25 protein-coding genes, 1 tRNA gene, 1 rRNA gene and 1 pseudogene are annotated in these 24884 nt (G+C 70.5%); 17 read left to right on the top strand and 11 right to left on the bottom strand.

What is annotated here, in order from left to right; all coding sequences use genetic code 11:
- Window positions 1-124 precede the first annotated feature (124 nt).
- Window positions 125-400, top strand: a complete 276-nt coding sequence (locus ACP95_RS12735; protein WP_049981565.1) for a hypothetical protein — start codon at window positions 125-127, stop codon at window positions 398-400.
- A gap of 62 nt (window positions 401-462) precedes the next feature.
- Here ACP95_RS12735 and ACP95_RS12730 read toward each other — a convergent pair whose 3' ends face one another.
- Window positions 463-1635: an HD domain-containing protein gene (locus tag ACP95_RS12730; RefSeq protein ID WP_049981564.1), complete on the bottom strand. Its 1173-nt coding sequence runs from the start codon at window positions 1633-1635 to the stop codon at window positions 463-465.
- 85 nt (window positions 1636-1720) lie between these two features.
- On the opposite strand from ACP95_RS12730, the gene cofD reads away from it, so the two are divergent.
- From cofD to ACP95_RS12700, 6 genes and pseudogenes are all read left to right on the top strand, one after another.
- Entirely contained in the window at window positions 1721-2809 is a 1089-nt protein-coding gene (gene cofD / locus ACP95_RS12725; RefSeq protein ID WP_049981563.1) for a 2-phospho-L-lactate transferase, read from the top strand.
- Window positions 2810-3577 carry a tRNA-dihydrouridine synthase gene (locus ACP95_RS12720; protein ID WP_049981562.1) on the top strand — a complete coding sequence of 256 codons (768 nt, stop codon included), beginning with the start codon at window positions 2810-2812 and terminating at the stop codon, window positions 3575-3577.
- Entirely contained in the window at window positions 3574-4452 is an 879-nt protein-coding gene (locus tag ACP95_RS12715; RefSeq protein WP_049981561.1) for a triphosphoribosyl-dephospho-CoA synthase, read from the top strand. The genes ACP95_RS12720 and ACP95_RS12715 overlap by 4 nt, the downstream gene beginning before the upstream one ends.
- On the top strand, window positions 4449-5084 hold the full coding sequence (locus ACP95_RS12710; RefSeq protein WP_049981560.1) for a DUF447 domain-containing protein: 636 nt from the start codon (window positions 4449-4451) through the stop codon (window positions 5082-5084). The genes ACP95_RS12715 and ACP95_RS12710 overlap by 4 nt, the downstream gene beginning before the upstream one ends.
- Window positions 5085-5108: 24 nt before the next feature.
- Window positions 5109-5858 carry a proteasome assembly chaperone family protein gene (locus ACP95_RS12705; protein WP_049981559.1) on the top strand — a complete coding sequence of 250 codons (750 nt, stop codon included), beginning with the start codon at window positions 5109-5111 and terminating at the stop codon, window positions 5856-5858.
- Between the two features lie 93 nt (window positions 5859-5951).
- Window positions 5952-7324 (top strand): annotated as a pseudogene (locus ACP95_RS12700) (NAD(P)/FAD-dependent oxidoreductase).
- Window positions 7325-7332: 8 nt separating this feature from the next.
- Here ACP95_RS12700 and ACP95_RS12695 read toward each other — a convergent pair.
- Complete coding sequence (locus ACP95_RS12695) at window positions 7333-7536, bottom strand: 30S ribosomal protein S17e (RefSeq protein ID WP_049981558.1); 204 nt, start codon at window positions 7534-7536, stop codon at window positions 7333-7335.
- Window positions 7537-7651: 115 nt separating this feature from the next.
- On the opposite strand from ACP95_RS12695, the gene thyX reads away from it, so the two are divergent.
- Genes thyX through ACP95_RS12680 form a run of 3 tightly spaced genes read left to right on the top strand, consistent with a single transcriptional unit; the run spans window position 7652 to window position 10155 of the window.
- Window positions 7652-8395 carry an FAD-dependent thymidylate synthase gene (gene thyX / locus ACP95_RS12690; protein WP_049981557.1) on the top strand — a complete coding sequence of 248 codons (744 nt, stop codon included), beginning with the start codon at window positions 7652-7654 and terminating at the stop codon, window positions 8393-8395.
- Between the two features lie 36 nt (window positions 8396-8431).
- Window positions 8432-9454, top strand: a complete 1023-nt coding sequence (locus ACP95_RS12685) for a lamin tail domain-containing protein (protein ID WP_049981556.1) — start codon at window positions 8432-8434, stop codon at window positions 9452-9454.
- 44 nt (window positions 9455-9498) lie between these two features.
- A complete protein-coding gene (locus ACP95_RS12680) occupies window positions 9499-10155 on the top strand; it encodes a molybdenum cofactor guanylyltransferase (RefSeq protein WP_049981555.1) in 657 nt (218 codons plus the stop codon).
- On the opposite strand, the gene yqeC is transcribed toward ACP95_RS12680, so the two are convergent.
- Entirely contained in the window at window positions 10156-10887 is a 732-nt protein-coding gene (gene yqeC, locus ACP95_RS12675; protein ID WP_049981554.1) for a selenium cofactor biosynthesis protein YqeC, read from the bottom strand.
- A 53-nt stretch (window positions 10888-10940) separates the two neighbouring features.
- Window positions 10941-11741, bottom strand: coding sequence for a polysaccharide deacetylase family protein (locus ACP95_RS12670; protein ID WP_082224687.1), 801 nt, complete (start codon window positions 11739-11741; stop codon window positions 10941-10943).
- Window positions 11742-11943: 202 nt separating this feature from the next.
- On the opposite strand from ACP95_RS12670, the gene ACP95_RS12665 reads away from it, so the two are divergent.
- The 5 genes from ACP95_RS12665 (at window position 11944) to ACP95_RS12645 (ending at window position 16268) form a co-directional block, all read left to right on the top strand.
- Window positions 11944-12681 (top strand): archaeal proteasome endopeptidase complex subunit alpha, encoded by a 738-nt coding sequence (locus ACP95_RS12665; protein ID WP_049981553.1) that lies wholly within the window; start codon window positions 11944-11946, stop codon window positions 12679-12681.
- 69 nt (window positions 12682-12750) lie between these two features.
- Window positions 12751-13905, top strand: coding sequence for a metal-dependent hydrolase family protein (locus tag ACP95_RS12660; protein WP_049981552.1), 1155 nt, complete (start codon window positions 12751-12753; stop codon window positions 13903-13905).
- 113 nt (window positions 13906-14018) lie between these two features.
- Window positions 14019-14093 (top strand) — tRNA-Glu (locus ACP95_RS12655).
- Between the two features lie 260 nt (window positions 14094-14353).
- Entirely contained in the window at window positions 14354-14782 is a 429-nt protein-coding gene (locus ACP95_RS12650) for a hypothetical protein (RefSeq protein ID WP_049981551.1), read from the top strand.
- Window positions 14783-14831: 49 nt separating this feature from the next.
- Complete coding sequence (locus ACP95_RS12645; RefSeq protein WP_049981550.1) at window positions 14832-16268, top strand: hypothetical protein; 1437 nt, start codon at window positions 14832-14834, stop codon at window positions 16266-16268.
- A 93-nt stretch (window positions 16269-16361) separates the two neighbouring features.
- Here ACP95_RS12645 and ACP95_RS12640 read toward each other — a convergent pair whose 3' ends face one another.
- From ACP95_RS12640 to coxB, 3 genes are read right to left on the bottom strand one after another with little or no spacing between them, the layout of a single operon-like run.
- A complete protein-coding gene (locus tag ACP95_RS12640) occupies window positions 16362-16631 on the bottom strand; it encodes a cytochrome C oxidase subunit IV family protein (protein WP_049981549.1) in 270 nt (89 codons plus the stop codon).
- Window positions 16632-16635: 4 nt separating this feature from the next.
- Window positions 16636-19152 (bottom strand): cbb3-type cytochrome c oxidase subunit I, encoded by a 2517-nt coding sequence (locus tag ACP95_RS12635; protein WP_049981548.1) that lies wholly within the window; start codon window positions 19150-19152, stop codon window positions 16636-16638.
- A 3-nt stretch (window positions 19153-19155) separates the two neighbouring features.
- Window positions 19156-19896 carry a cytochrome c oxidase subunit II gene (coxB, locus tag ACP95_RS12630; RefSeq protein WP_049981547.1) on the bottom strand — a complete coding sequence of 247 codons (741 nt, stop codon included), beginning with the start codon at window positions 19894-19896 and terminating at the stop codon, window positions 19156-19158.
- 231 nt (window positions 19897-20127) lie between these two features.
- Here coxB and ACP95_RS12625 point away from each other — a divergent pair, with 231 nt between their 5' ends.
- A complete protein-coding gene (locus tag ACP95_RS12625; RefSeq protein ID WP_049981546.1) occupies window positions 20128-21813 on the top strand; it encodes an aldehyde ferredoxin oxidoreductase C-terminal domain-containing protein in 1686 nt (561 codons plus the stop codon).
- Window positions 21814-21843: 30 nt separating this feature from the next.
- Here the strand turns inward: ACP95_RS12625 and ACP95_RS12620 are convergent, their stop codons facing one another.
- Complete coding sequence (locus tag ACP95_RS12620) at window positions 21844-22128, bottom strand: ubiquitin-like small modifier protein 1 (protein WP_049981545.1); 285 nt, start codon at window positions 22126-22128, stop codon at window positions 21844-21846.
- 38 nt (window positions 22129-22166) lie between these two features.
- Complete coding sequence (locus ACP95_RS12615; RefSeq protein WP_049981544.1) at window positions 22167-23357, bottom strand: redox-regulated ATPase YchF; 1191 nt, start codon at window positions 23355-23357, stop codon at window positions 22167-22169.
- Between the two features lie 117 nt (window positions 23358-23474).
- On the opposite strand from ACP95_RS12615, the gene ACP95_RS12610 reads away from it, so the two are divergent.
- Window positions 23475-23753 carry a hypothetical protein gene (locus ACP95_RS12610; RefSeq protein ID WP_049981543.1) on the top strand — a complete coding sequence of 93 codons (279 nt, stop codon included), beginning with the start codon at window positions 23475-23477 and terminating at the stop codon, window positions 23751-23753.
- Here the strand turns inward: ACP95_RS12610 and ACP95_RS12605 are convergent, their stop codons facing one another.
- Both ACP95_RS12605 and rrf read right to left on the bottom strand, forming a co-directional pair.
- Window positions 23754-24590, bottom strand: coding sequence for a DUF7504 family protein (locus tag ACP95_RS12605; RefSeq protein WP_049981542.1), 837 nt, complete (start codon window positions 24588-24590; stop codon window positions 23754-23756). It abuts the gene before it with no gap.
- Between the two features lie 183 nt (window positions 24591-24773).
- Window positions 24774-24884, bottom strand: a 5S ribosomal RNA gene (rrf, locus tag ACP95_RS12600); the annotation flags it as partial.

Genomic DNA, 24884 nt, shown 5'->3' with positions numbered 1-24884 from the left:
TGACGAGGGTTACCCCCACCGAGCCCCGTGTGACGATGGATTCTCCCGAGCCGCCCGTTCCAGCCCGCGAGCGGCGGGGACGCCTAACCAGAACCTACACGGCGCTCTCGCTGCACGGACAGGTATGGCAAAAACCGTCGACGAACTCAGGAACGAGATCAGGGTCGCCACGGGACGGTTCGAGCGCGAGATCTCGGCGGCGTTCACGAAGGAGGACCTCGCCGCCCTCTGTGACGCCGTCGGCTACGAGATCGGTGGGGACTCGCTGCCCCCGAAACCCGAGATGCGGGCCGGAATCCTCGAGATGATCGGCGACCCTGTCAACGGGGCGACGGACGGCATCGATCGATCGTTCCGGAAGGGTGAACTCGAGGCGATCGCCGCCGCGCTCGAGGCGTAGGGCAGTCTGCCTCCACGGGCGGGTCGAAACGGCGAGTCCGCCTGCCACCACCGGTCGCGGCGCTACCGTTGCACTCGGTCGGGGAGCCCCAGCACGTCGACGGCCGCCGACGCGACCGCCTCGCGCTCGCTCTCTGGTGCGTACACGCCCAGTCGCCAGCCGTCGCGCTGGGCCTGCCGGATCGCGCTCACGAGCCCGGACGCCTCCTCTAAGCGCTGGACGACGCCGTCGACGACGACGCGGGCGTTGGACTCCTTCATCGACGGCCGCTGGGGCACGTCGACGATCACCGCCGACTCGTCGACGCCCGCGCGCTCGGCGATGTCGCGCTCGGCGGCGCGCTCGTCGCCGTGTTCGAGTTCGAGCAGGTGGGCTGGCGTGTCCGAGAGGTCCGCCCAGACCGTGCGCTTGTACAGGTCGCGGCGCTCGATCCGCCCGCCGAGCTCCGGGACGTGCTCGCCCAGCGCGACCAGCAGGTCGTGGTCGGCCATCCGGGCGAACTCGTCGATCCCCACGCCGTTCCCGCCGTCGAGCAGTCGCTCGCTGGCGCGTTCGAGCATCGACCCCGCAATCCGGGAGACGTGGTGGCGGTAGACGATCCCGTTCATCAGCCCGCGGGCGAGCAGCAGCGACTCCGCGGTGCGGACGTTCCCCTCGGCGAGCACGAGCTCGCCGTCGCGGTAGCGGAGCGAGCGGACGAGCCGCCCGTGATCGATCGAGCCGTACGGCACCCCCGTGTGGTGGGCGTCCCGGACGAGGTAGTCCATCCGGTCCACGTCGAGCTCCCCCGAGACGAGCTGGCCGAGCTCGCCCTCGCCGCGGACGAGTTCGGCGACGCGGTCCGGCGAGAGGTCGTGCTCCCGGAGCGTGTCGGCGACCCCGGTCGCCTCGACGACGCCGGCGATCTCGTCGTGGTGGCGGCCGGCGCGGCGCATGATGACCTCCTCGGTCTGGTGGCCGTACGGGCCGTGGCCCACGTCGTGCAGCAGCGCGGCCGCCCGGACGTGGGCGGCGCGCTCGCCGTCGACGCGCAGGTGCGACAGCGCCTCGCTGGCGAGGTGGTAGACGCCGAGGGAGTGCTCGAAACGCGTGTGGGAGGCCGAGGGGTAGACGAGCCGGATCGTCGAGAGCTGCTTGATGTGCCGGAGCCGCTGGACGGCGGGCGTGTCGAGCAGGTCCGCCGCGACCGGGGAGAGGGTGATCCAGTCGTGGACGGAGTCCTTGATCGCGTTCATACGGGCTCCCCGGGGGCGAGCCCCAAAGTCGCCCCGGTGTGCGCGGGAGAGGAAGCTTCAACCCCGCAGGCCCGAAACCCCGGCCATGGTCACGTTCCTCGCCGGGGGGACCGGCACCCCCAAGCTGCTGTCGGGCGACGACCCCGTCTTCGCCCGCGACGCCGTCAGCGTCGTCGGCAACACCGGCGACGACGTGGAGCTGGGCGGGCTGCTGGTCTCGCCGGATCTCGACACGGTGCTGTTCGACGGCGGCGGCGTCCTCGACCGCGAGACGTGGTGGGGGATCGACGGCGACAGTCACGAGACGAACGACGAGCTGTTCCGCATCGCCGACGCCGCCGACCTCGATTCGGGGCCGCGCTACCTGGACGACGACGCCCAGACCGCGGGCCGGGAGATCGCTCGCTGGCGGCGCTTCTCGGGGGTCGCGGAGTTCATGACGATCGGCGACCGCGACCGCGCGGTCCACCTCACCCGGACCTCGCTGATCGACGAGGGGCACACGCTCACCGAGGCCACGCGCACGCTCGCCGACGCGTTCGACCTCGAAATCGACCTGCTGCCGATGAGCGACGACCCCGTGGCGACGATGATCCACACCCCCGACGGCGTGATGCACTTCCAGGAGTACTGGGTGGCCGAGCGCGCCGACCCGCCCGTCGAGGACGTGGAGTTCCGCGGCGCCGAGGGCGCCGAACCGACGCCGGAAGTCGAGTCCGCACTCGGGGAGCCCGTGGTCGTCGGCCCCTCCAACCCCGTCACCTCCGTGGGGCCGATCCGGGCGCTGCCGGGCGTCGACGCCGCCCTCGACCGCACGCCGGTCGTCGCCGTCTCGCCGTTCTGCGAGGACGAGCCGTTCTCCGGCCCCGTCGCGGAGCTGATGGCCGGGACCGGCCGGGAACCCTCGACGGCGGGCGTGGCGGAGACGTACGGCTTCGCGGACGCGTTCGTGCTGGACGAGGGCGACGGCACCGAGCTCGACAGACCGGTCGTCCGGACCGACACGCGAATCGACGAACCGGCGGACGCCGAGCGGGTCGCGCGGGCCTGCGCGCTCGCGCTTTCGGCCGTCGGCGCGTCCGCGGCCGACCTCGGCCTCGCCGTCGATCCCGCCGAACTGGACGGCGACGACCTCGACACGAGCGAGCTGCCCGCGCTCGGGGGTGAGCGGTAGGTGTTCGACCCCCGCCTCGCGCTCGCGTCGCTCTCGGGCGAGTCCGACGCCGAGTGGGCCGCCGACGGCGCCGAGTGGGCCGGCGCGGCGTTCCTCGGCGGCGTCTGCCTCGACGAGCCGACCCGCGAGGCCGCCCGCCGGATGGTCGCCGACCGCGACCGCTCGGAGTTCCTCCCGGCGGACCCGGTCGCGTTCGTCGACGACCAGTTGGCGGCGCTCTCCGGCGTCGACGTGCGGCCGGGGATCAACGTCCGGTCGACGGCGACGGAGCCCCTCCGCGAGGTCGCGGCGGTGGCCGCCGATCACGACGCGATCGTGGAGGTCAACGCCCACTGCCGACAGGACGAACTCTGTGCGGCCGGCGCAGGCGAGACGCTGCTCCGTGAGCCCGAGCGCCTCGCGACACTCGTCGACGCCGCCGCGTCGTCGGGCGCCGACGTGAGCGTGAAGGTGCGGACGGAGCTCGACGGCGTCGACCTCGTCGCCGTCGCCGACGCCGTCGAGCGTTCGGGCGCCGACGCGATCCACGTCGACGCGATGGACAGCGAGGAGGTCATCGCCGAGATCGCCGACGCGTCCGACCTGTTCCTGATCGCCAACAACGGCGTCCGAGGCCGCGAGAGCGTCCGGGAGTACCTCGAGTACGGCGCCGACGCGGTCAGCGTCGGCCGGCCGAGCGACGACGCCGCGGTGCTCGCCCGCGTCGCCGACGCCGTCGAGGAGTGGCGCGCCGAGGACGAGGCCGGGACGGTGGGGGTCGAGCCGTGACCGATCGCGCCCGAACGCCCGCGGAGAACGCCGAACTCGCGCTGCTGCTGGAGGTCGCCGGCACGCCGAAGCCGGGGAACGTCGACCGCCACCGCGACCTCGACGACCTCCGGTTCGAGCAGTTCCTCGCCGGGAGCGTCGGGAGCGCGGCGGGGCTGCGACTCGCGGCCGACGGCGCGCCGCTGGGCGAGGCATTCGAGCGCGCGGTCGCCAGGATGAGCCGGCAGTCGGGCGGCAACACGCAGTTCGGCTGCCTGCTGCTGTTGACGCCGCTCGTCAGCGCAGCCGCGGCGGGCGAACTCGGCCGCGAGGCGGTCCGCGAGCGCTGTCGGGCGACGACCGTCGACGACGCGGTCGCGTTCTACCGCGCGTTCGAGCACGTCGACGTGGCGCTCGGCGACCCGCCCGAGGGCGTCGACGCCCTCGACGCGCGCCGCGGGAGCGACGCCGAGCCGGCGCTCCGGGAGCGCGGGGCGACGCTCTGGGACGTGATGGCGCTCTCCGCCGACCCCGACGAGGGGACGCCCGACACCAACGCCGCGGAGTGGGTCGAGGGGTTCCCCCGGACGTTCGACGCCGCCGAGTCGATTCTGGCCGACGACGGCCCCGTCCTCGACCGCGCGGCGCGGTCGTTCCTCCGGCAGCTCGCCGCCGAGCCAGACACGCTGGTCGCGACGAACCACGGCGCGTCGACGGCCGAGTCGGTCCGCGAGCGCGCGGCGTCGACGCTCGCGGCGGTCGAGCGGCGCGGCTCGCTCGACCCGGCCGAGGAGCTGGCCGACGAGTTCGTCGAAGAGGAGATCAACCCCGGGACGACCGCCGACCGCGTGGCGGCGGCGCTGTTCGTCGCGCTCGAACGGGGGCTGACGGTATGACCCGGGACGAGCGCGACGGCGGGGAGCGATCGTGGGTCCCCGAGAACGACGCGCCAGAGGGGTGGCCGGTGGCGCTGCGGGGCGTCACCGAGTCGGTCGTCGCGACGAAGGGGCCAAACGGGCTGTGGAACGTAGCCGCGCTCGGGCTCCACGCGGGCGACCCCGTGATCGCAGAGACCTACGGGAACACGCGAACGCGCCGGAACTTCGAGCGCCGCGGGGGCGGGGTCGTCCAGTTCGTCGCCGACCCGCGGGCGTTCGTCGACGCCGCGCTCACGATCCGGGAGGAGCCGGATCCGGTGCTCCCGAGCGCCGACGCCTGGGTCGAAGTCGAGGCCGCGTGCGTCGGGTCGCGGACGGAGGGCGAAACCACGATCCGGGAGTGGGAGCTCCGGCCCGGCGAGAGCGAGGTCGTTCGGGAGCGCGCGCCGACGATCAACCGCGGCTTCGGCGCCGTGGTCGAGGCGACGGTCGCGGCCTCGCGGCTGGACGTGGCCGGGTTCGACGACGCCGAACTCAGGGAGCGCCTCGACTTCCTCGCGGCCGTGGTCGACCGCTGCGGCGGCGCCCGCGAGCGCGAGGCGATGGCGGCGGTCGCGGCTGCCAGCGACTGGGAGCGCCCGGAGAACTAAGGTTTCTCGCGGTGACAGTACGGTATGGATTCGACCCCCCCGAAGTCCCGGCAGTTCGCCGTCGAGGACACCGAAGCGCCGAAGCAGACGCTGCTCTGTGGGTTCGCGAGCTACGGGCTCTCCGGGCTGACCGCGGTCGACTTCCTCATCGACCAGCTGGAGCTGACCGAGACCGGCCACGTCAGCGCCGAGGGGATGCCGAGCATCACCCCCTTCGAGAACGGCACGCCGACCCACCACACGCGGCTGTTCTCCCGGCCGGACCTGGAGCTGACGCTGCTGAAGAACGAGCTGTTCGTCCCGCCCGTGCTGAGCGGCCCGTTCGGCGAGGCGATCCTCGACTGGACCGAGCACCACGGCGTCGCGGAGGTCGTCGTCGTCGACGCGGTGCCGATGCGGCACAGCCCCGACGACCACCAGACGTACTACGTCGCGACCGACGACTACCGCCAGCGGCGGCTCGACGGCGAGGAGGAGACGCCGCCGATGGCCCGGGGGTATCTCGACGGCGTGACGGGCGCACTCGTCGAGCAGGGGATCGACTCGCCGCTGGCCGTCGGCGTGTTCCGCACGCCGGTCCACGAGCAGATGCCGGACATCGACGCCGCGATCCGGCTGATCGACACGGTCTCGGAGCTGTACGGGTTCGAAGTCGACACCGAGCCGCTCCAGGAGTTCGCCGACGAGATCGAGCGTTACTACAACGAGCTCGCCGACCGCTACGAGGCCGCGGCGGAGCGCGAGCGGGCGTTCGAGGACCGGATGTACATGTAGGGCGGCAGGCTGCGCCGTAGCGCGGCGGGCGGCGGCGACGGCCCACGGGGCGAGTCAGTAACTTTAACGCGACGAGTCCGCACCTATGCAGTCATGGAACGCGTAGACGTCGCCATCGTCGGCGGGGGGCCCGCGGGCACGTCGGCCGCCCACGCCGCGGCTGAACACGGCGCCGACGCGCTCGTGCTGGAGAAGGGGGTCCCCCGGGCGGACCGCGAGGGGCTCGGGCCCGACTCCACCGACGCCGCCGGCATCCTCGACTACTGGGTCGACATCATGGGGATCCACCCCGACGAGATGCCCGACGGGGTGGTCCAGAACGTGCTCGACCGCGCGGAGTTCCGCGGGCCGACGACCGCCTGCAACCTGCGCTCGACCGGGATCGAGTCGTCGTACGACGAGTTCGGCTACACTTTTCACCGCGCGCGCTTCGACGACTTCCTGCGCTCCCGCGCGGAGGAGGCCGGCGCCCACTACCGCGTCGAGGCGTCGGTGACCGCGGTCGACGCCGATCGGGACGGCCACCCACGGCACGTGCTCACCCTCGCGAGCGGCGAGGAGGTCGGCGCCGACCACCTGCTGCTCTGTGACGGCCCCCAGCGAACGGTGACGATGAACGTGCTCGACGAGTTCCTCCCGGAGCACCGCGCCGCGAGCCAGGTGCTCTCGCCGCCGACGGCCAACCACATCGCCTACCAGGAGTATCGGAAGTTCCCCGAGGAGATCTACCAGCAGGTGCAGGACGCCATCGTGTTCTGGTGGGGGCTGATGCCCGGCCACACCGCCTACCCGTGGATCTTCCCGAACCGGGACCGGGTCTGCCGCGTCGGGCTGACGATGCCCATCGGGATGGACATCGACGCCGTCGAGGCGCGCGACTCCTACGACCTCCTACACCCGGAGGACGACCGCATCCCGCAGGCGCGACGTACATCGAGCGCCTGCTCGAACGCGAGTACGGCGACGAGTACGAGCTGAGCGACTTCCCGATCGTCGAGGACGCGGGGAAGAGCCGCGGGACGGAGACGTACCCGATCTCCTCGACGCGACCGGTCGACTCGCCCGTCGACGCCGGCGTCGCCGTCTGTGGCGGCGCGATGGGCACCACCTCGGCGTTCCACGAGGGCGGCGACCACCTCGCGGTCCGGACCGGCGAGATCGCCGGCCGCCTGGCCGCGCAGGGGAAGCTCGGCCACTACAACCACGAGTGGCACGAGGCCGTCGGCGACGAGCTGCTGCGGAACGTCTCGCTGTCCGAACTCGTCCGCGGGTGGACCCCCGAGAAGTGGGACGAGGTGTTCTCGGTCGGCGAGGAGATGCTTGCCGGGGAGGACGCCGGGGAGATGCTCTCCTGGAGCCCGCGGGCCGGCCTGCGGGGTGCGAAGCTACTCGGGCAGTACAAGCTGACGAAGTTCCGGAACCGGAACCGCTACGTCCAGCTGACGGCCGACGAGTACAGCTACTAACGCGAGAACTACGCTTCGGCTTCCTGTGCGGCGGCGCCCGCCTTCTTCCGCGTGATGTAGCCCGCGATCCGGTTGCGGACCTCCTTCGACTCGACGTTCGTGAGCGCGGAGACGCTCTCCTTGTTCGTCTCGAAGTTCTGGTTGAACGACTCGGGGTACTTCTCGAGGAGGATCGTCCCCAGCTGTTTGACGTACTTCGGCTTGATTGCCATACGGGCAAATTCCGCGGAGAGCCACTAAAGCGATTCGTTCCGGGCCAAGGGCGTCACGGGGGGCGCGGACGGACAAGGTAGAGTTATGCCGCGCCGGGCCCCGTGCCGTAGTAAGATGGAGGTCGAGCTGCTCGAGGCCACGGACGACCCGGAGGAACTGATCTGTTCGGCCGCGCGCAACGACTACGCGTCGGCGTTCGTCGGCGACCAGACGTTCGCGGAGACGATGGACACCGTCGACGGCGACACGATCAGGGAGAAGAAGGAGACGCTGATCGGCCACCTGCTGAGCCACGGCCACTTCGGCCCCTTCGAGCACCCCCAGGCCACCTTCGCGATCGAGGGGATGTCCCGCTCGTGTATGGCTCAGCTCACCCGCCACCGCCACGTCTCCTTCGACGTGCAGAGCATGCGCTACGTCGCGTTCGACGACGTCGACCCCGAGGAGGTGGGCGACGGTGAGATGGTCGTCACGCCGCCCTCGGCGACCGACCCGGACTGGATCGGCCGCAACCAGCAGAGCGGCAGCGTCGACGAGGAGACCGTCGAGCAGCGCGAGGAGGTGTTCCGGAACTCGGTCCAGCGTTCCGTCGAGGAGTACCAGCGCCTGCTGGAGCTGGGGATGCCCCCGGAGGACGCGCGGTTCGTGCTCCCGATCGGCACGGAGGTCAACGTCGTGATGAGCATGAACGCCCGGACGCTGATGCACGTCGCCGACATGCGCGCGGCCGCCGACGCCCAGTGGGAGATCCGCGGGCTGACCGAGGAGGTCCTCGACTTCGCCGCGGAGTGGTGTCCGGTCACCTTCGAGTACTACGAGGAGGAGATGAAGAACCGGAAGAACCGGCTCGCCCCGTAGCCAACACCTTTCCCGCTGCTCTCCGTACCGCCGACGATGCAGTCTCCCGTCCGCGCGATCGCGCTGAGTCTGCTGCTCGTTCTCGCCGGCTGTGCCGGCGGCCCCGTATCGACCGACGGCGACGGGCGGATGCCGCTCGGCACCGAGACGCCGACGCCCACGGCGGCCGGGGCGTCGACGCCCGCCGACGCGCCCCCCTCGGCGACGCCCAAGCCCGACGCGGTCGAGGCGGAGGTGATCGACGTGGTCGACGGCGACACGATCGACGTGCGCCTGCCCAACGGGAGCGAGGACACGGTGCGCCTGCTCGGCGTCGACACGCCGGAGGTCCACGCCGAGAACGACCCCGCGGAGTTCCCGGGCGTGCCGGACACGGAAGCCGGGCGCGACTGCCTCCGGAGTTGGGGCGAGCGCGCCAGCGAGCACGCGAAGGACGAGCTCATGGGGGAGACGGTGACGCTATCCTTCGACGCGAACGAGCCCCGGCGCGGCTACTTCGGTCGCCTGCTGGCGTACGTCCACGTCGACGGGGAGTCGTTCAACTACGGCCTGATCACGCGGGGGCTCGCCCGGCGCTACGACGACTCGGGGTTCGAGTACCGTGATCGCTACGGGACCGCCGAGGAGGCCGCCCGAGGCGACGGCGTCGGGCTCTGGGGCGCCTGCGCGACCGAGAGCCCGGAGACCGCGACCGAGACGCCGCTGGCCGTCGCCGACGGCGGCGCGCCGCTCCGGATCGAGACGATCCACGCCGACGCCGCGGGCGACGACCGCGAGAACCTCAACGACGAGTACGTCACCTTCGGCAACGCCGGCGACGAGACGATCGACCTCGCGGGCTGGACGGTCAGCGACGAGGCCGACCACACGTACACGTTCCCCGAAGGGACAGAGATCGGACCGAACGAGACGCTCACCCTCCACACCGGCAGCGGCGAGGACGGCGACGGCGATCTCTACTGGGGCGAGGGGAGTCCCGTGTGGAACAACGCCGGCGACACCGTGATCGTCAGGAACGCGAGCGGCGACGTGGTGATCGAGCGCGAGTACGACGGCTGAGCGCGACCGCAAGCGACTTTCCCCGACGCCGCCGACCCACGCCCATGCACTCGGCCGTGATCGTCGCCGGCGGGCGCTCGACCCGGTTCGGCGACGCCGACAAGGCGGTCGCGCCGCTCGCGGGGACGCCGATGATCCGGCGCGTGGCGGACCGACTCGCACCGGTCGTCGACGAACTGGTTGTCAACTGTCGCGAGGACCAGCGCGAGGCGATCGAGGAAGCGCTCGCTGGCTTCGAACTTCCGACCACGTACGCGCTCGACCCAGAGGTCGATCAGGGGCCGATGGCGGGGATCAGGAACGGCTGCCGGGCCGCCGAGGGCGAGTACGCCGCCGTCGTCGCCTGCGACATGCCGTTCGTCGATCCCGACGCGATCGACTACCTGTTCGGCCGCGCGAGCGGCGAGATCGCGCCCCCCGAAGGTGCCGACGACGAGGGGGCACCGCCGTTCGACGGCGCGGTGCCGCGGCTCGGCGACGGCTGGTACCAGACGACGCAGGCCGTCTACCGCCCGGACGCGATGGCCGACGCCTGCGACGCCGCGCTGGAGCGGGGGGACCGGAAGATCCTCGCGCCGCTCGAGCATCTCTCCTACGCGGTCGTGAGCGAGGCGGAACTGGAGACCGTGACCGACCTCGACACGTTCGAGAACCTCAACACCCAGGAAGAGTTCGACGAGGCCGCCGCGCGGCTCTCGTAGCTACTCGCGGAGCTCCCGTATCTGGGCGTCGGCCATCCGCGCGAGCACCACGCGCGGGACGACCGAGCGGTCGGCGTGGTCGAGCACCGCGTCGGCGATCTCGCGGGCGACCGCGAGGTCGTCCTCGTCGTCGACTTTGTTCACCAGCGGGATCGCCGTCGCGCCCGGCGGGACGCCGCGCAGGCCGCCGTCGGGGCTCGCGAGCACCCGGCCGACGGTCTCGGGCGTGATCTCGTCACCCACGTCGACGCCCGCGACGGCGGCGACGCGCTCGGGGCGGTGGACGAGCGCCTCGTCGAGCGGTTCGCCGACGACGTGGGCGCTGGCGATCGGGACGACCGTGTCGGCCGTCTCGGGGATGCGGGGCTCGTTCTCGCCGGGCGCCTTGAAGTCGCGCATCCGGGCGCCGTCGGCCTTCACGAGCGTCGGGCCGTCGTGGGCCGCCGCGATCTCCGCGACCGTGTCGGGCTCGTAGCCGCGGTAGCGGTCCTCGAACTCCTGTTCGGGCACGAGGCCGAGCGGGAACGCGTCGGTGGTGACCAGCGTCGAGATGGGGTCCTCGGTGACGGCGACGCGGGCGACGTGCGGGTCGAAGATGGGGATCCGGACGGTCGCGGTGACGACCGCGCGGTCGGTGGCGGCCGCCAGCGCGTACATCGTGGTCTTCTTGCCGCCGGCGCCGACGAAGCAGGTCAGCCCGTCGGCGTCGAGTGCGGCAGCGAGGTCGGACATGGAGCGCACTGGGGGCGGGAGGGTTCAAACGGTTTCGGGACGGGGCGGCTTTTTCAGACGACCTGCCCGACCGTCGCGAACTCGACGCCCGGCTTCGCGGCCACGTGTTCGATCAGCTCCCGGAGCATCGACGGCCGGGGGCTGCGGCCGCTGACCTGCGGGTGGAGCGTGAGCACGTAGACGCCGTCCTCGACGAACTCGTACATCCAGTCGAACTGCCGGCGCCAGTGGTCGAACACCCCGGCCTCGTCGGCGAACGCGCGGTCCCCCGAGAACGCCAGCGCGGGGTAGTCGTCGCGCTGCCAGGAGACGGGCACCTCCGTGATCCCCACGGAGTCGCCGGTCTCGTACGGCTCGTCGCGGGGCGCGTGCTCCTCGACGAGTTCGTACGGCTCGAACTCCCGGGCCATCCCGCTGGAGGAGTAGTCGAAGCCGAACTCCCGCAGCAGCGAGACGGTGTGCGGCGAGAAGTCCCACGAGGGGGAGCGATAGCCCGCGGGCGCCGAGCCGGTGAGGCGCTCGATGCTCTCGATCCCGCGGGCGATGTCGGCGCGCTCGGCCTCGCGGCTCTCGTACTCGCCGGGCGGGGTGTGGCTCCAGCCGTGGTGGCCGATCTCGTGGCCGGCGTCGGCGACGCGCTCGCAGGGCTCGGGGAAGGAGTCGATCGTGTGGCCGGGGACGAACCACGTCGCCGGCACGTCGAGGCGGTCGAACAGGTCGAGCAGCCGGGGCGCGCCGACCTCGGCGCCGAACACGCCGCGGGAGCGCTGGACGGGCGAGTCGCCGAACTCGCCGGCGTGGAGCCACGGCGAGACGGCGTCGAAGTCGACGGTGAGACAGACGGTGTGGGCCATACGGCTACCGCGGCCGCCGAGGTGATAAACTGCCGTGGCGCCCCAGCGTCGATGGGGCGTCGGAACGCCCCGACCGCACCGAGGATATCGACAGCAACGGTCGGGGTGGTAAAATCCCGCTTAAGCAGGGTTTTTCAGTCGGGGGGGCGTACCGACTACTGATGACTGACAGCGAAGCCGTCTCCGCGGCGGAGGGTTCCCGATGAGAGGAAACGACCAGCAGGCCTACGACCGCGGTACGTCGCTGTTCTCCCCCGACGGCCGCATCTACCAGGTGGAGTACGCCCGCGAGGCCGTCTCCCGTGGCGCGCCCAGCGTCGGCGTCCGAACGCAGGACGGCGTCGTGCTCGCCGCGCAGGCGCAGGCGAGCTCGGAGCTGATGGAGTCCGAGAGCATCGAGAAGATCCACAAGCTCGACGACCACATCGGCGCCGCCTCCGCGGGTCACGTCGCGGACGCGCGACAGCTGATCGACTTCGCCCGCCGGATGGCCCAGACCAACCACCTGCGCTACGGCGAGGCGATCGGCGTCGAGACGCTCACGAAGTACATCACCGACCACATCCAGGAGAACACCCAGATGGGCGGCACCCGCCCGTACGGCGCCGCGCTCCTGATCGGCGGGATCGAGGGCGGCGTCGAGGGCGAGGAGGGTACGCCGCGCCTGTTCAGCGCCGACCCCTCGGGGACGCCCCACGAGTGGAAGGCGACGATCATCGGCGGCGGCCGCGAGGAGATCCAGGGCGTGCTCGAGGACGGCTGGAACGAGGAGCTCACCCTGGAGGAGGGGCTGAAGCTGGTGCTCCGGAGCCTCCGCGAGCACGACGAGGAGATCCAGGCCGACGCGCTCTCGGTCGTCTCGATCACCGTCGACGACGGCTACGAGGCGTACGACCCCGCGGAGATCGACGAGCTGCTCGCCGCGCTGGACGACGAGTAACCACCTCCCCTTCTCGCCGCGTTGGCCGCCACCCGACGCTTTAGGTAGCCGGCGCGACCACCTGTAGCTATGCAACTGCTCGAAGGCGGCCACGTCGTCGACGCCGACGGCGTGCTCGAGGCGGACGTACTGATCGACAACGGCCGGATCGAACTCGTCGGCGACGCGAGCGACGAGAACCCCGACGAACGGATCGACGTGTCGGGCCAGTTCGTCGTCCCGGGGATGATCGACAGCCACGTCCACCTGATGATGGACGCCCGACCCGACGCCGAGAGCGTCCAGGGCGACAGCGAGGCGACGCTGGCCTACCGCGCCGCCGAGAACCTGCGGAACCAGGCCGAAGCCGGCGTCGTCGCGACCCGGGATCTCGGCGCGCCGGCGGCCGTCGCCATCGACGCCCGCGACGCGGTCGCGAACGGCTCCATCCGCGGCCCGCGGGTGCAGGCAGCCGGCAAGAACGTCGTGATGACCGGCGGCCACGGCCACTGGTTCGGACGCGAGGCCGACGGTCCCGCCGAGGTGCGGAAAGCCGTCCGCGAGCAGCTCAAAGCCGGCGCGGACGCGATCAAGTGCATGGCCACCGGCGGCGTGCTGACCACCGGCGCCCAGACCGGCGCGCCGGAGCTGACGCCGACGGAGCTGGAGGCGCTCGTCGACACCGCCCACACCGCCGGGCGGTCGACGGCGGCGCACTGCCACGGCACGAGGGGGATCAAGAACGCGGTCGAGGCGGGCATCGACAGCGTCGAGCACGGCACGTTCATGGACGAGGAGGGCGCCGAGATGATGGCCGAGCGGGACACGTACTGGGTGCCGACGCTGTCGGCGCTGAAGGGGATCGTCGAGAACAGCGACGCCGGCATCCCCGAGCAGGCCGTCGCGAAGGGGCAGGACGCCGCCGACCGGATGGCCGACGCGTGGGAGTACGCGCTCGACGCCGGGGTCCCGATCGCGATGGGGACCGACGCGGGGACGCCGTTCAACGACCACGCCGACGCGGCCCAGGAGCTGGCGTACATGGTCGAGTACGGGCTGGACGAGCAGGGGGCGCTGGAGGCGGCGACGGTCAACGCCGCCGACCTGCTCGGCCTCGACGACACGGGGATGGTCGAGGCGGGCTACCGCGCGGACCTGCTGGTGCTGCCGGCGAACCCCCTCGAGGACGTGGGGGCGTGGCAGACGCCCGAACGGGTGTTCCTCGGCGGCGAGCAGGTTCGGTAACGCGTCGACGCCGCCGGGTGTTTCGGGCGACCGCGTGACCTGCGAATCCGCCACACGGCGGCGAGGAAACGCAACGGTTTTACGTTCAACCCGAATACTGAGGAGTGCGAAGCGCTCTGGTGGTGTAGTCCGGCCAATCATATCACCCTCTCACGGTGATGACCTGGGTTCGAATCCCAGCCGGAGCATTTCTGCGGCGAGCAACGATCGCGAGCCGCTGCTGGTCATCGTGGGATTCGAAGCAGGGAGCGAGAGGTGAGCGAGCCCGCGAGCGAACGGGAGCGACCGTGGTTCGAATCCCAGCCGGAGCATTTCTGTCGACGCCAACTGTTCGAGCGGTGAGCTTCGCGAGTCGGCGTCGACGACGCGTGGCCGACCCCGTCACGCACGACGAAGAAACGAATCTTTATACGCTCGCCGCGGCCATTCTTCGCTAACGGAGCGTACTATGGCATCGACGATCTACCTCGTGAGTGCGGCGTTGATGGTCCTCCTCCTGCTCGCCGTCGTCGGGGCAGTGGTGGGCCTGAACTGGAAAGCTTACACACCGACCCTGCGGAACGAGCAGTCGGTCTGGAGCGCGCTCGCCGGCAACGAGGCGGTCTGGACCCTCGCCTTTATCGTCGCCGCGCTCGCGGTCGGCGGCGGCGCGGCGCTGTTCGTAAGCGGCGACGTGTACTCCGGCTCGCTCGTGAGCGCCGGCGGCGTGGCGGTCGGCGTCGCGCTTGCGGCGGCGTTCGTCTTCTACCTCTTCTACGGCACCTACGCGGCCGCGAAGGCCCGTGGCTACCGGCGCGCGGCGGCCGTGATGGCCGCCTCGTGGGTGCTCGGCCTGATCGTGGTCGTCGCGATCACGGTGAACCTGCTGACGGCCTGATCCGGTCCCGAAACGTTCCTGTAGCTCCCCTCCCGACCCCCCGAGAGACGTGTGCGATCACCGCCAGCCCGCGGCGTCGGGGACGGATCGGCTCGGGAACGTCGCGCTGCCCCGTGCGGCCGGGGGGTGGCTCCCGGCACTGGCGGCGGTGACGCTGTTCGCGACGCCCGCGCGCGCCCACGGCGGCCCGGGGATCACCGCCGGCGAGGTCGACGCGCCGACGTGGCTGTTCCTCCTCGCCGGCGGCGCCGTCGTCGCCGCCGCCCTCCTGCTGACGAGCGCCGTCGCCGACCGCGGGCTGCTGGCGGCGTACTACGGCCGTCGCCTGTCGATCCCCGCGGGTGAGCGGCTCCGCGAACGGGGCGACCGCGTCGGCGGCGTCGTCGGCCTGCTCGGGCTCGCAGTCGTGCTCGCGGGCGGGCTCGCCGGCCCGGCCGAGGCCGCCCGGAACGTCGCGGTGTTGCTGGTCTGGGTGCTCTGGTGGGTCGGCCTCGCCGCTGGCACGTACCTCGTGGGGGACGCCTGGCCCGCGATCGACCCGTTCGGCCGGCTCGCGGCGGCGCTGCCGACCGCCGGGCGGCGCTCGCTTCCCGGCTGGGGGGGCCGCTGGCCCGCGGTCGCCGGCCTGCTGCTGCTGGTCTGGCTGGAGATCGTGACCGGCGTCTCCGCGGATCCGCGACAGCTCGTCGCCGTCGTCGCCGCCTACCTCGCCGCGGCGCTGGCCGGCAGCCTGCTGTTCGGTCGGGCGACGTGGCGCCGACAGCTCGACCCCGTCGCGGGCGTGTTCGAGCTGTTCGGGCGCGTCGCGCCGATCCAGCGCACCGACGACGGGCTGGCGCTGACGGCGCCCGGCGCCGCGCTCGCGCGGACCGACGCCGACGCGACGACTCGAGCAAGCGAGGTTGGCTTCGTGCTCGCGCTCGCGTGGGTGACGCTGTTCGACGGCGTCGTCGCCACGCCGGGCTGGCAGTCGGTCGCGGCGCCGGTCGTCCGCGCCGGCCTCCCCGGGGCGCTGACGTACTTCGCCACGATACTCGGCGGGTACGGGCTCCTCGCCGGCGCCTACTGGCTGGCGTCCGCTGGCGCGCGGCGGCTCGGGGGGTCGTACCTGTCGACCTCGCGCGTCGCCGCCGCGTTCGCGCCCGCGCTGGTGCCGCTTGCCGCGGGCTATCACTTCGGCCACTACCTGCCGTACCTCCTCACCCAGCTGCCGGCGACGGTCGTCGTCGCCCTCGACCCGCTCTCGCCGCCGAGCGCGCCGCCGGTGCTCGGGCTGCCGGGTTGGGTCGGCTGGATCGGCCCCCTGGCCGTGCTTTCGGGCCACCTGCTCGCGGTCTGGATCGCCCACGTGCGGGCGGTCGAGCTGTTCACCGGGAGCGAGCGATCCGTCCGGAGCGGGCTCCCCTACGTGCTCGTGATGACCGTCTACTCGATCGCGGCGCTGTGGGCGCTCGCCCAGCCGACGGTCCAGACGCCGTTCGTCTGATCGACGGGCGAAGCGCCGAGAACTCCAAGCGTCGACGCGACAGCCGCGTCGCTGGCGACGTAGCGTCCGAAAAAAGTCGCCGTCGACGGCGCCTTACAGGATCGAGTACGACGCCGCGACCGTGAGCGCCAGGAAGCCGACGAATCCCAGCACCAACACGTACGTCACCGACCGGGGCTCCCAGACGAGATGCTGGAAGTAGCCCGCGACCACCACCGCCTTGACGAACGAGAAGACGGTGATCAGCGCGAGCGCGAGCATGTAGCTGCTCTCGAGCAGCCCGATCTGCTCGACGCCGACCTGCAGCGTCGCGATGACGAACAGTGCCACGTAGATTCCGGTGTAGAGTTTCGTTCGTGCCATTGGTCTAGACGATGTAGAACAGCGGGAACAGGAACAGCCACACGATGTCGACGAAGTGCCAGTACAGGCCGAAGTACTCGAGCGTCTCGTCGTTCCCGTCCGTGTACGCGCCGTTCCAGGCCCGCCAGATCAGGTAGGCCGTGATCAGCAGCCCCGCGATCACGTGGCCCATGTGCAGTCCCGTGGTGAGGTAGTACGTCGAGGCACGCACGCTGGCGTCCAGCCCGGTGCCCTCGCTGAACAGGACGACCCACTCGATCGCCTTGTTGGCGAGGAAGCCGAGCCCGAGCAGGAACGTCAGGGTGAGGCTGGCGACGACGCCCTTCCGGCTGCGCTTCTGGGCGGCCACCAGCGCGAGGATCACCGTGAACGAGCTGGTCAGCAGCAGGTACGTGTTGACCAACCCGGGGATCGGGTTGTGCGGGATCGGGTGCCACGCTTCCCACCCGTAGGCGATACGGAGGAAGATGGCGGCGCCGATGAACCCGCCGAACAGCACCACGTCGGAGGCGAGGAACACCCACATCCCCAGCTTCGTGTTCTCGACGCCCTCGAACGGCCACGCTTCGCCGAGGCCGCCCTCGTGGGCGGTGAAGTTCTCGTACCCCATCGCCGTGATGGAGCCGAGCAGGCCGAGCACGCCCAGCACCGAGGTGCCCTGGTAGAACAGCCCTTCGAGGCCCTCCGGGTAGCTCCCGACCTGCAGCCCCGAGAGACCGATGGCGGTCACGACGGTGAACAGGCCGATCGCTGCGGGCCAAAGGCTCGCGTGGTCGACGTGGTGGTCGTCGCCGTGGCCCGACTCGAGCGCCGCGTGGCCGCCGTCCGTGGCGGCCGTGCCGCCGTCGGCGGCCGCGGCGCCGGTCGCGCCGTCGTCCAGGAACTCCAGGTTACCGCTCGCGTAGCTGGGTTTCCCGGGGAAGTTCTCGATCGGCGGCGGCGAGGCGACCGCCCACTCGGCGGTCGTCGAGTACGGCCAGGGGTTCGCCGCGGCGTCGTCGCCGGCGACGATGCTCTTGGCGAGGTTGTAGATGATCAGCAGGAACGCGATCCCGAGGATCACCGCGCCCACGGAGGCGAGCCGGTGCCAGCCGACGTACTCCGGCCGGTAGGCGAACACGCGCCGCGGGGTCCCCCACGCGAGGAACAGCGGGAAGTACAGCAGGTTGAACCCGGTGAAGTACACCGCGAAGCTCAGCTTCCCGAGGAACTCGTCGTACGTCTTCCCGGTCATCTTCGGGAACCAGTAGAACAGCCCCGCGATCAGGCCCGTCACCCCCGAGACCATCACGTAGTGGAAGTGGGCGACGACCCAGTAGGTGCCGCGGAACTCGTAGTCGAGCACGACCGCGCCGAGGAACACGCCGGTGATGCCGCCGACGATGAACAGCACGAGCGCGCCGAAGGCGTACAGCATCGGCGTGTCCCACCTGATCCGTCCCTTGATCAGGGTGTAGATCAGCGCGAACACCATCAGGTCGAACGGCAGCGAAATCCCGATGGTGGTCGCCATGAACAGCGTCTTCACCTCGAGGTTGATCGAGGTGAGGAACATGTGGTGCATCCAGACGATGAACGACTGGAGCGCCACCAGCACCATCGAGACGATGAACCACTTGCGGCCGACGATCCGGTTGCCCGAGAACGTCTGGAAGATCTCCGCCATCGCGCCCAGCGCGGGGAAGAACACGATGTACACCTCGGGGTGGCCGAAGAACCAGAACAGGTGGGTCCACAGCACCGACCCGCCCGCGGTCGTCGCGGCGAAGTACGTCGTCCCGAGCATGCGGTCAGAGAGCAGGATCATCACTGCCGCCAGCAGCGCCGCGAAGGCGAGCAGCATCATCCAGACGGTCAGCAGCCACGACCAGGTGAACAGCGGCAGCGAGCGCATCGTCAGCCCGGGCGCACGCATGCGGTGGATGGTCGTGATGAAGTTCACCCCACCGACGGTGACCGAGGCACAGAACACGACGATCCCGAACACCGTCGTCGTCGCGCCGATGCTCGGCATGAACGCCGGGATGTTCAGCGGGGCGTACAGCGTCCAGCCCCCCGCGTAGGAGGCGCCCTGGAAGAACGACGCGAACACCAGGATCCCCGAGGCGAGGTAGAGCCAGTAGGAGAGGGCGTTCAGCCGCGGGAACGCCAGGTCCTCGGCGCCGATCTGGAGCGGGACGATGTAGTTGGCGAACCCGGTTGCGAACGGCGAGATGAACCAGAACACCATGATCAGGCCGTGCAGCGAGACGGCCTGGTTGTACGCCATCGCGGAGAGGACGCCCGTCCCCGGCGCGCGCGGGCTCCACATCTGGGCGCGGATCAGCAGCGCCAGCACCCCGCCGAAGACGAGGAAGAACATCGCCGTCGCGAGGTAGAGCAGCCCGACGTCCTTGTGGTTGGTCGTGACGAGCCAGCGCTTCAGCGACCACCGTGGCGGGAGGTGGTCGTCGTCGTGGCTGTCACCCGGCAGTGCCGTCGCCGTACCGCCGTCGGTTCGTGGTTGGTTGTCGTCAGTCATGCGTTACACCCCCGCCGCCGCGACGCTGGCGGCGGACTCGTTGTTCGCGGACGCGTTCTGGGAGTCGTACCAGTCCTGGTACTCCTCCTCCTCCATCACGATGATCTCCGCGTCCATGTAGGAGTGGCCCTGGCCACACAGCTCGTAGCAGTGGGCCGTGTAGTTCCCCGTGCTGGACGCCTCGAACCACGTCTCGGTGGTCTCACCCGGGATCGCGTCCGTCTTCACCCGGAGTTCGGGGATCCCGAAGTTGTGGAACACGTCCGCGGAGGTCACGTACAAGTTCACCTGCGTGTCCACGGGGACACGGAGCGTGTTCGTCGTGTTCACCCCCGTGTACTCGCCGTCGTCGAGGTAGTTGAAGTTCCAGCCGAACTGGTACCCCTCGACCTCGACGTCGACGCCCTGCTCGCCGGTCTGCCCCTCGACGAACAGCAGCGTGCCGTAGGTCCACGCGATGAGCGAGATGACGATGATCGCGCTCAGCCCCAGCGAGAGGAACAGCTTCTTGCCTTTCCCCCCGCCGGTCGGGACCTCGCCGAGCTTCGGGCGGTCCTCCTCGTCGACGCCGCCCTGGTAGCTGTATTTGTACGCATTGTACAACATGTAGCCGATCACGACGGCTCCCACTAGGGTTCCGAGCCCGAGGAACACCCAGTAGATCTCGCTGAACACTTGCACCCGTGTGCCTTGGGGAACGAGCCCGCTCTGGAGCACGGATGCGGCTGTGGAATCAGGTATCATCGGCGGCCTTGATACACGGTACTCGCTTCGCTCCGACCTTAGTGGTTTCGAACGCTCACGCGCGCGCGAGCGAGGAAGACGACAGCCCGCCGACCAGTCGGGCGAATCGAGGCGTCGTCGACGCGGTCCCGAGCGGGGTCCCCGACGCGGTCCCGATCCGGGCCGCCGGGAGCGTCCTGACCGGGGTCGCCGAGAGACAGGAATAAGGTCCGGCAACCACACGGTCTGTGTATGCTTCACGCAGAGGGACCGATGCTCACCGTCGACGTCGGCGACCGCCGCGCCGACGCCGTCGACATCGACGACGTGCTCGAGCGCACCATCGGCGGCCGCGCGACGGCGACCGCATTAGCTCACGACCGCATCCCGTTCGACGCCGACCCGTTCGGCCCGGAGAACCGCGCCTACCTCTCGACGGGGCCGATGCAGATGAGCCAGATGTCGTTCACCGGCCGGATGAACATGACCGGCCTCTCGCCGCTGACCGACGGGCTCGTCTCCACGAACGCCGGAGGCTACCTCTCCCGGAACTTCGCCGGCGCGGGGCTCTCGGTGCTCGAACTCGTCGGCGAGAGCGACGAGCTGCTCGCGATCCACGTCACCGACGGCGAGGACGGCCCCGAAGTCGAGTTCGAGGAGGTACCCGAACTCGAGGGCGCCGAGACGAGCCGGGTCTCCGCGTACATGGAGAGCCACCACGATCTCGGGCCGGAGAACTGCATCACCATCGGCCCCGCGGGCGAGAACCTCGTCCGCTTCGCGTCGGTGATGACGTTCGACTCCCGGGCGTTCGGCCGCGGCGGCATCGGCGCCATCCTCGGGAGCAAGAACGTCAAATGCGTCACCTTCGAGGGCGACTCCGCGCCCGAGATCGAGATCGCCGACCCGCCGTCCTCGGACGTGCACCGCGAGGCCGCGACCAGCGACGACCTGATGCGCCGACAGGGGACGACGGGCAACACCGAGTTCATCAACGACAACTTCTCGATCCCGACGCGGTACTTCGACGACTACCAGTTCGAGAGCATCGCGAACATCGGCGGCGACGCCGTCGAGGAGAAGAAGTACAAGAAGGGCGCCTGCTCGCAGTGTGCCTACGCCTGCAAGCTCCCCACGAAGGACGAGGAGCGCGGCGTCGAGACCGAGGGGCCGGAGTTCGAGACGGTGTACTCCTTCGGCACCTGCCAGGGCGTCGACGACATCGTCGACGTGATGATCTCGAACGAGCTCTGTGACGAGCTCGGGATGGACACCATCTCCGCCGGCGTCACGGTCGCGGCCTACCTCAAGAGCGAGGACGCCTTCGGCGACGCGGAGCTGGTCCACGAGACGCTCGAGAAAATCGCTTACTGCGAGGGGGTCGGCGACACGCTCGCGGAGGGGACCGCCCGCGCCCACGAGGAGCTCGGCGTCGACAACTACACGGTGAAGGGGATGGAGTTCGCCGCCCACGACGGCCGCACGCTCCACGGGCAGGGGCTCTCCTACGCGGTCGCGAACCGCGGCGCCGACCACATGTACGGCGGGATGCTCGGCCTGGAGTACTCCGGCGAGGTCGACCCCGAGGGGACGCTGGGCAAAGCCGAGACGCTCGTCGGGCTGGAAAACCACAACGTCGTCCGCGACTCGGGCGTCGTCTGCGCCTTCGGCGGCGACTACCTCACCGACGAGCGGCTCGAGGTGCTGTTCGACGCCGGCTACGAGGAGCTGCAGGACGTCGGCGCCCGGACCGTCGAGCGCGAGCGCCACTTCAACAACAAGCGCGGGAAGGACGTGGGCGACGACGACCTCCCGTACGACATTCCGGACCTCGAGGCGGCGGTCCAGGAGTACTACGAGGCCCGCGGCTGGAACGACGACGGCACCGTTCCCGACGCGAGCGTCGACTCGGTCGCGCCCGCGAGCGCCGACGACTGAGCGGGACGCCGTCGACGCGGCGGCTCCGACTTACCCGCCGTACACCGACGGCACGATCCGGACCACGTCGTCGTCCTCGAGCTTCGTTCCGAGCCCGTCGAGGTGTTTCACGTTCTTCTCGTTGATCGTCACGACCGTCGATCCCGCGGTGGTGTCGGCGCTCTCGTCGACGAGCTGGCCGTCGAGAGACGGGTACTCGGCCTCCAGCTCCCGCAGGATCTCCCCCACGGTCGTGCCGGCGTCGTACTCGCCGCCCACGTCCTCGACGCCGGCGTCGTCGCGGAACGGCCCGAACAGCTTGCAGTCGACTTGCACGCCCGGGCGTAGCGTCGCGGGAGAGAAGTAGCCAGCGGTCAGCCGGTGGTGACGATCTCGATCACGTCGCGGTGGCCGAGCTCGTGGTCGGCGCCGACCTGTCGCCCCGAGCGGCAGTCGATCCCGTGGAGCAGCCCGTCGCCCACGTCGGAGTGGATCGTGTACGCGAAGTCCTCCACGGTGCCGTCGGCGGGGAGGATGAAGCAGTCCCGGAACACCCCCTTCTCGTCTTTCGAGCCGTTGGCGCTGCCGGGGAACACGCCCATGCAGCCGAGCGTGTCGAACAGCGCGGTCTCGAGGGTGGCCTGGACGCCGGTGCCGCCGTAGGCGGCGACGAACTCGCGGATCTGTTCGAGCCCCTGCTCCTGCTCGGCGCTCACGTCGCCGACGATCTCGAACCCGTCGTCGCCGGGCGTGTAGTCGACGACGCCCGCCTCGCTGGCCCCCTTGAGCGACTTCTCGGCGTGGGCGCTCACGGGGACGAAGTCGAGGTGGTCGTACTGCTCCTCGTCGGTGATCGCTGCCCAGTTCTCCTGTGCCGCGGGCGTGTCCATCTTGTTCGCCGCGATGACGATCGGTTTGGTGCGCTTGCGGATCTCGCGGGCCAGCGCCTCGCGCTCGTCGTCGTCCCAGGCCTCGGGGTCGAAGCCGATCCCCTGCCCGAGGATCACCTGCTTGATCTCGTCGGCGACGATGCCGAAGGCGTCCATCTGCTCGCCGAGCGCCTCCTCCACGTCGCCCTCGCCGCCGTGGTAGCCCGAGAGGTGGCGCTCGATCCCCTTCTCCAGCACGTCGAGATACCACATGTCGATCTCGTTCTCGAGGAACGCGATGTCCTCCCGGGGGTCGTGGTCCTCGGTCGCCTCCCCCTCGATGTCGGTCTCCCCCGAGAAGTCGACGACGTGGACCAGCACGTCCGTCTCGTTGAGGTCGGCGAGGAACTGGTTGCCCAGCCCCTTCCCCTCGTGGGCGCCGGGAATGAGGCCAGCCACGTCGACGAGCTTCACCGGGACGAACCGGGTGCCGTCGTCGCAGTAGCCGACGCTCGGCGTGCACGTCTCGTCGAACTCCGGGGCCGCACAGTCGACCCGCACGTACGCCTCGCCGACGCTGGGGTCGATCGTGGTGAACGGGTACGCGCCCTCGGGCACGTCGTTCATCGTCGCCGCGTTGAACAGCGTCGACTTCCCCACGGAGGGCTTGCCGACGAGGCCGATGCGATAGCTCATTGGAAACGACGACGTCGCTGCCGGACAAAAGCGCCCCCATCGGGAGCGTCTCCGGCTGAGAACCTCACACACGGACGATCCGGAGGGAATTTGCCCGCGGGCCACCGAGAGAGCGGTATGAGCGACGAGGGGGGCGACACGTTCGGCGTGGGGATCGGGGTGACGGAGGCGGAGCTGCGCGTCGTCGTCCGCGTCCCCTCGGAGATCGACTCGGGCTGGACCGACCCCGAGTCGTTCCAGGGGATGGTCGAGGAGCTGCTCTGGGAGCGGCTCGACCGCGAGGAGACGCTCCGGGCGGTGGCGGCGTCGACTGAACCGGGGGAGACGGCGATGCTCGGGACGGTGACGCTCCGACCGGACGGCACCGTGGTCGACAGCTCGCTGACGGCGCCGTAGCTACTCGGGGAGCGACTCGACCGCGAGCCCCAGCTCCGCGGCGCGTTCGGCGTCGTAGTTCCGGCAGTCGTACCGGTTCGGGCCGTTGGTGTCCGCCCGGAGCGCGAGCGCGTCGAGTCGCGCGAGTGCCGACAGCGTCGCCCCCAGCATCCGCGCCGAGAGCTCGGTCTCGTCGGCGAGCTGTCCCGCCTGGACGTACGAGCGGTCGGTCCGGTCGAGGATCTCGATCGCCTCGCGCCAGTAGCTGCGGAAGTAGCCGAACGTCGTCGGGTCGGTCGTTCTGAGGCGACGGACCGCGACCGGCGCGTCGGTGTCCAACGGCGGCTCCCCGACGGTTTCGCCCAGGGTGTCGCCGAAGGCGGCGATGTCGCGTGCAGCGCAGTCGGCCCCCGTCGCGACCACGGCGCCCCGATCGGTGCGGTCGCCGAGCGAGCCGAGGAGGTCGTCGACGGTCTCCCGGTCGGTGTCCGCGCTGAGGTCGGCGAGCGATTCGAGGTAGACGATCGTGCCGCGCGGGCTCTCCGCCCAGCCGTCGAGGAACCGCTCGAGCAGCGACCGGAGCCCGTCGCCGTCGATCGGCCGCTCGATCGTCGCGACGGCGAGGTCGTCGGAGACGACGGTCGTCTGTGCGGCCGCCGCCCCACGCGCGAGGTCGAAACACTCGATCAGCCCGATCTGTTCGGCGTCGCCGCCGGACCGCTCCCAGCGGCGATGCCACTCGTCGGCCGTCGAGTCGGTGAGTACTGCGAGGACGTTCTGCCCGCCCGCACGCTCGCGGAGGGTGCGCATCGCCCGCTCGACGCCGAAGCTGAGTACGTCCGAAGCGTCGTCGGGCATCGTGTCGATTACAACGACTGATCGGGTATAAAAATACGGGTCGCGGTAGATAGCACATCCCCGCGACGCGTCGAAATCGGCGCTCCACGAGCGAAATACTAGCCGCTCGTCGACTCGAAACTGTGGTGCACCGACGAACGGGAAGCGACCCGCTCGTCGACACTGAATGACCGCAATGAATGAGAGAGACGGCGAGTGAACTTTTCCAGCGGGTCGCCCACGCCAGTACTCGCTCACACGTAGGTGAGCTTAACTTCCGTGTTCGGGATGGGTACGGGTGTTACCTCACCACTC

The organism is Halolamina rubra (assembly GCF_000739555.1).
GTDB lineage: Archaea > Halobacteriota > Halobacteria > Halobacteriales > Haloferacaceae > Halolamina > Halolamina rubra.
The sequence above is the reverse complement of the archived record's forward strand: the minus strand, read 5'-3'. Positions and strand labels throughout refer to the sequence as shown.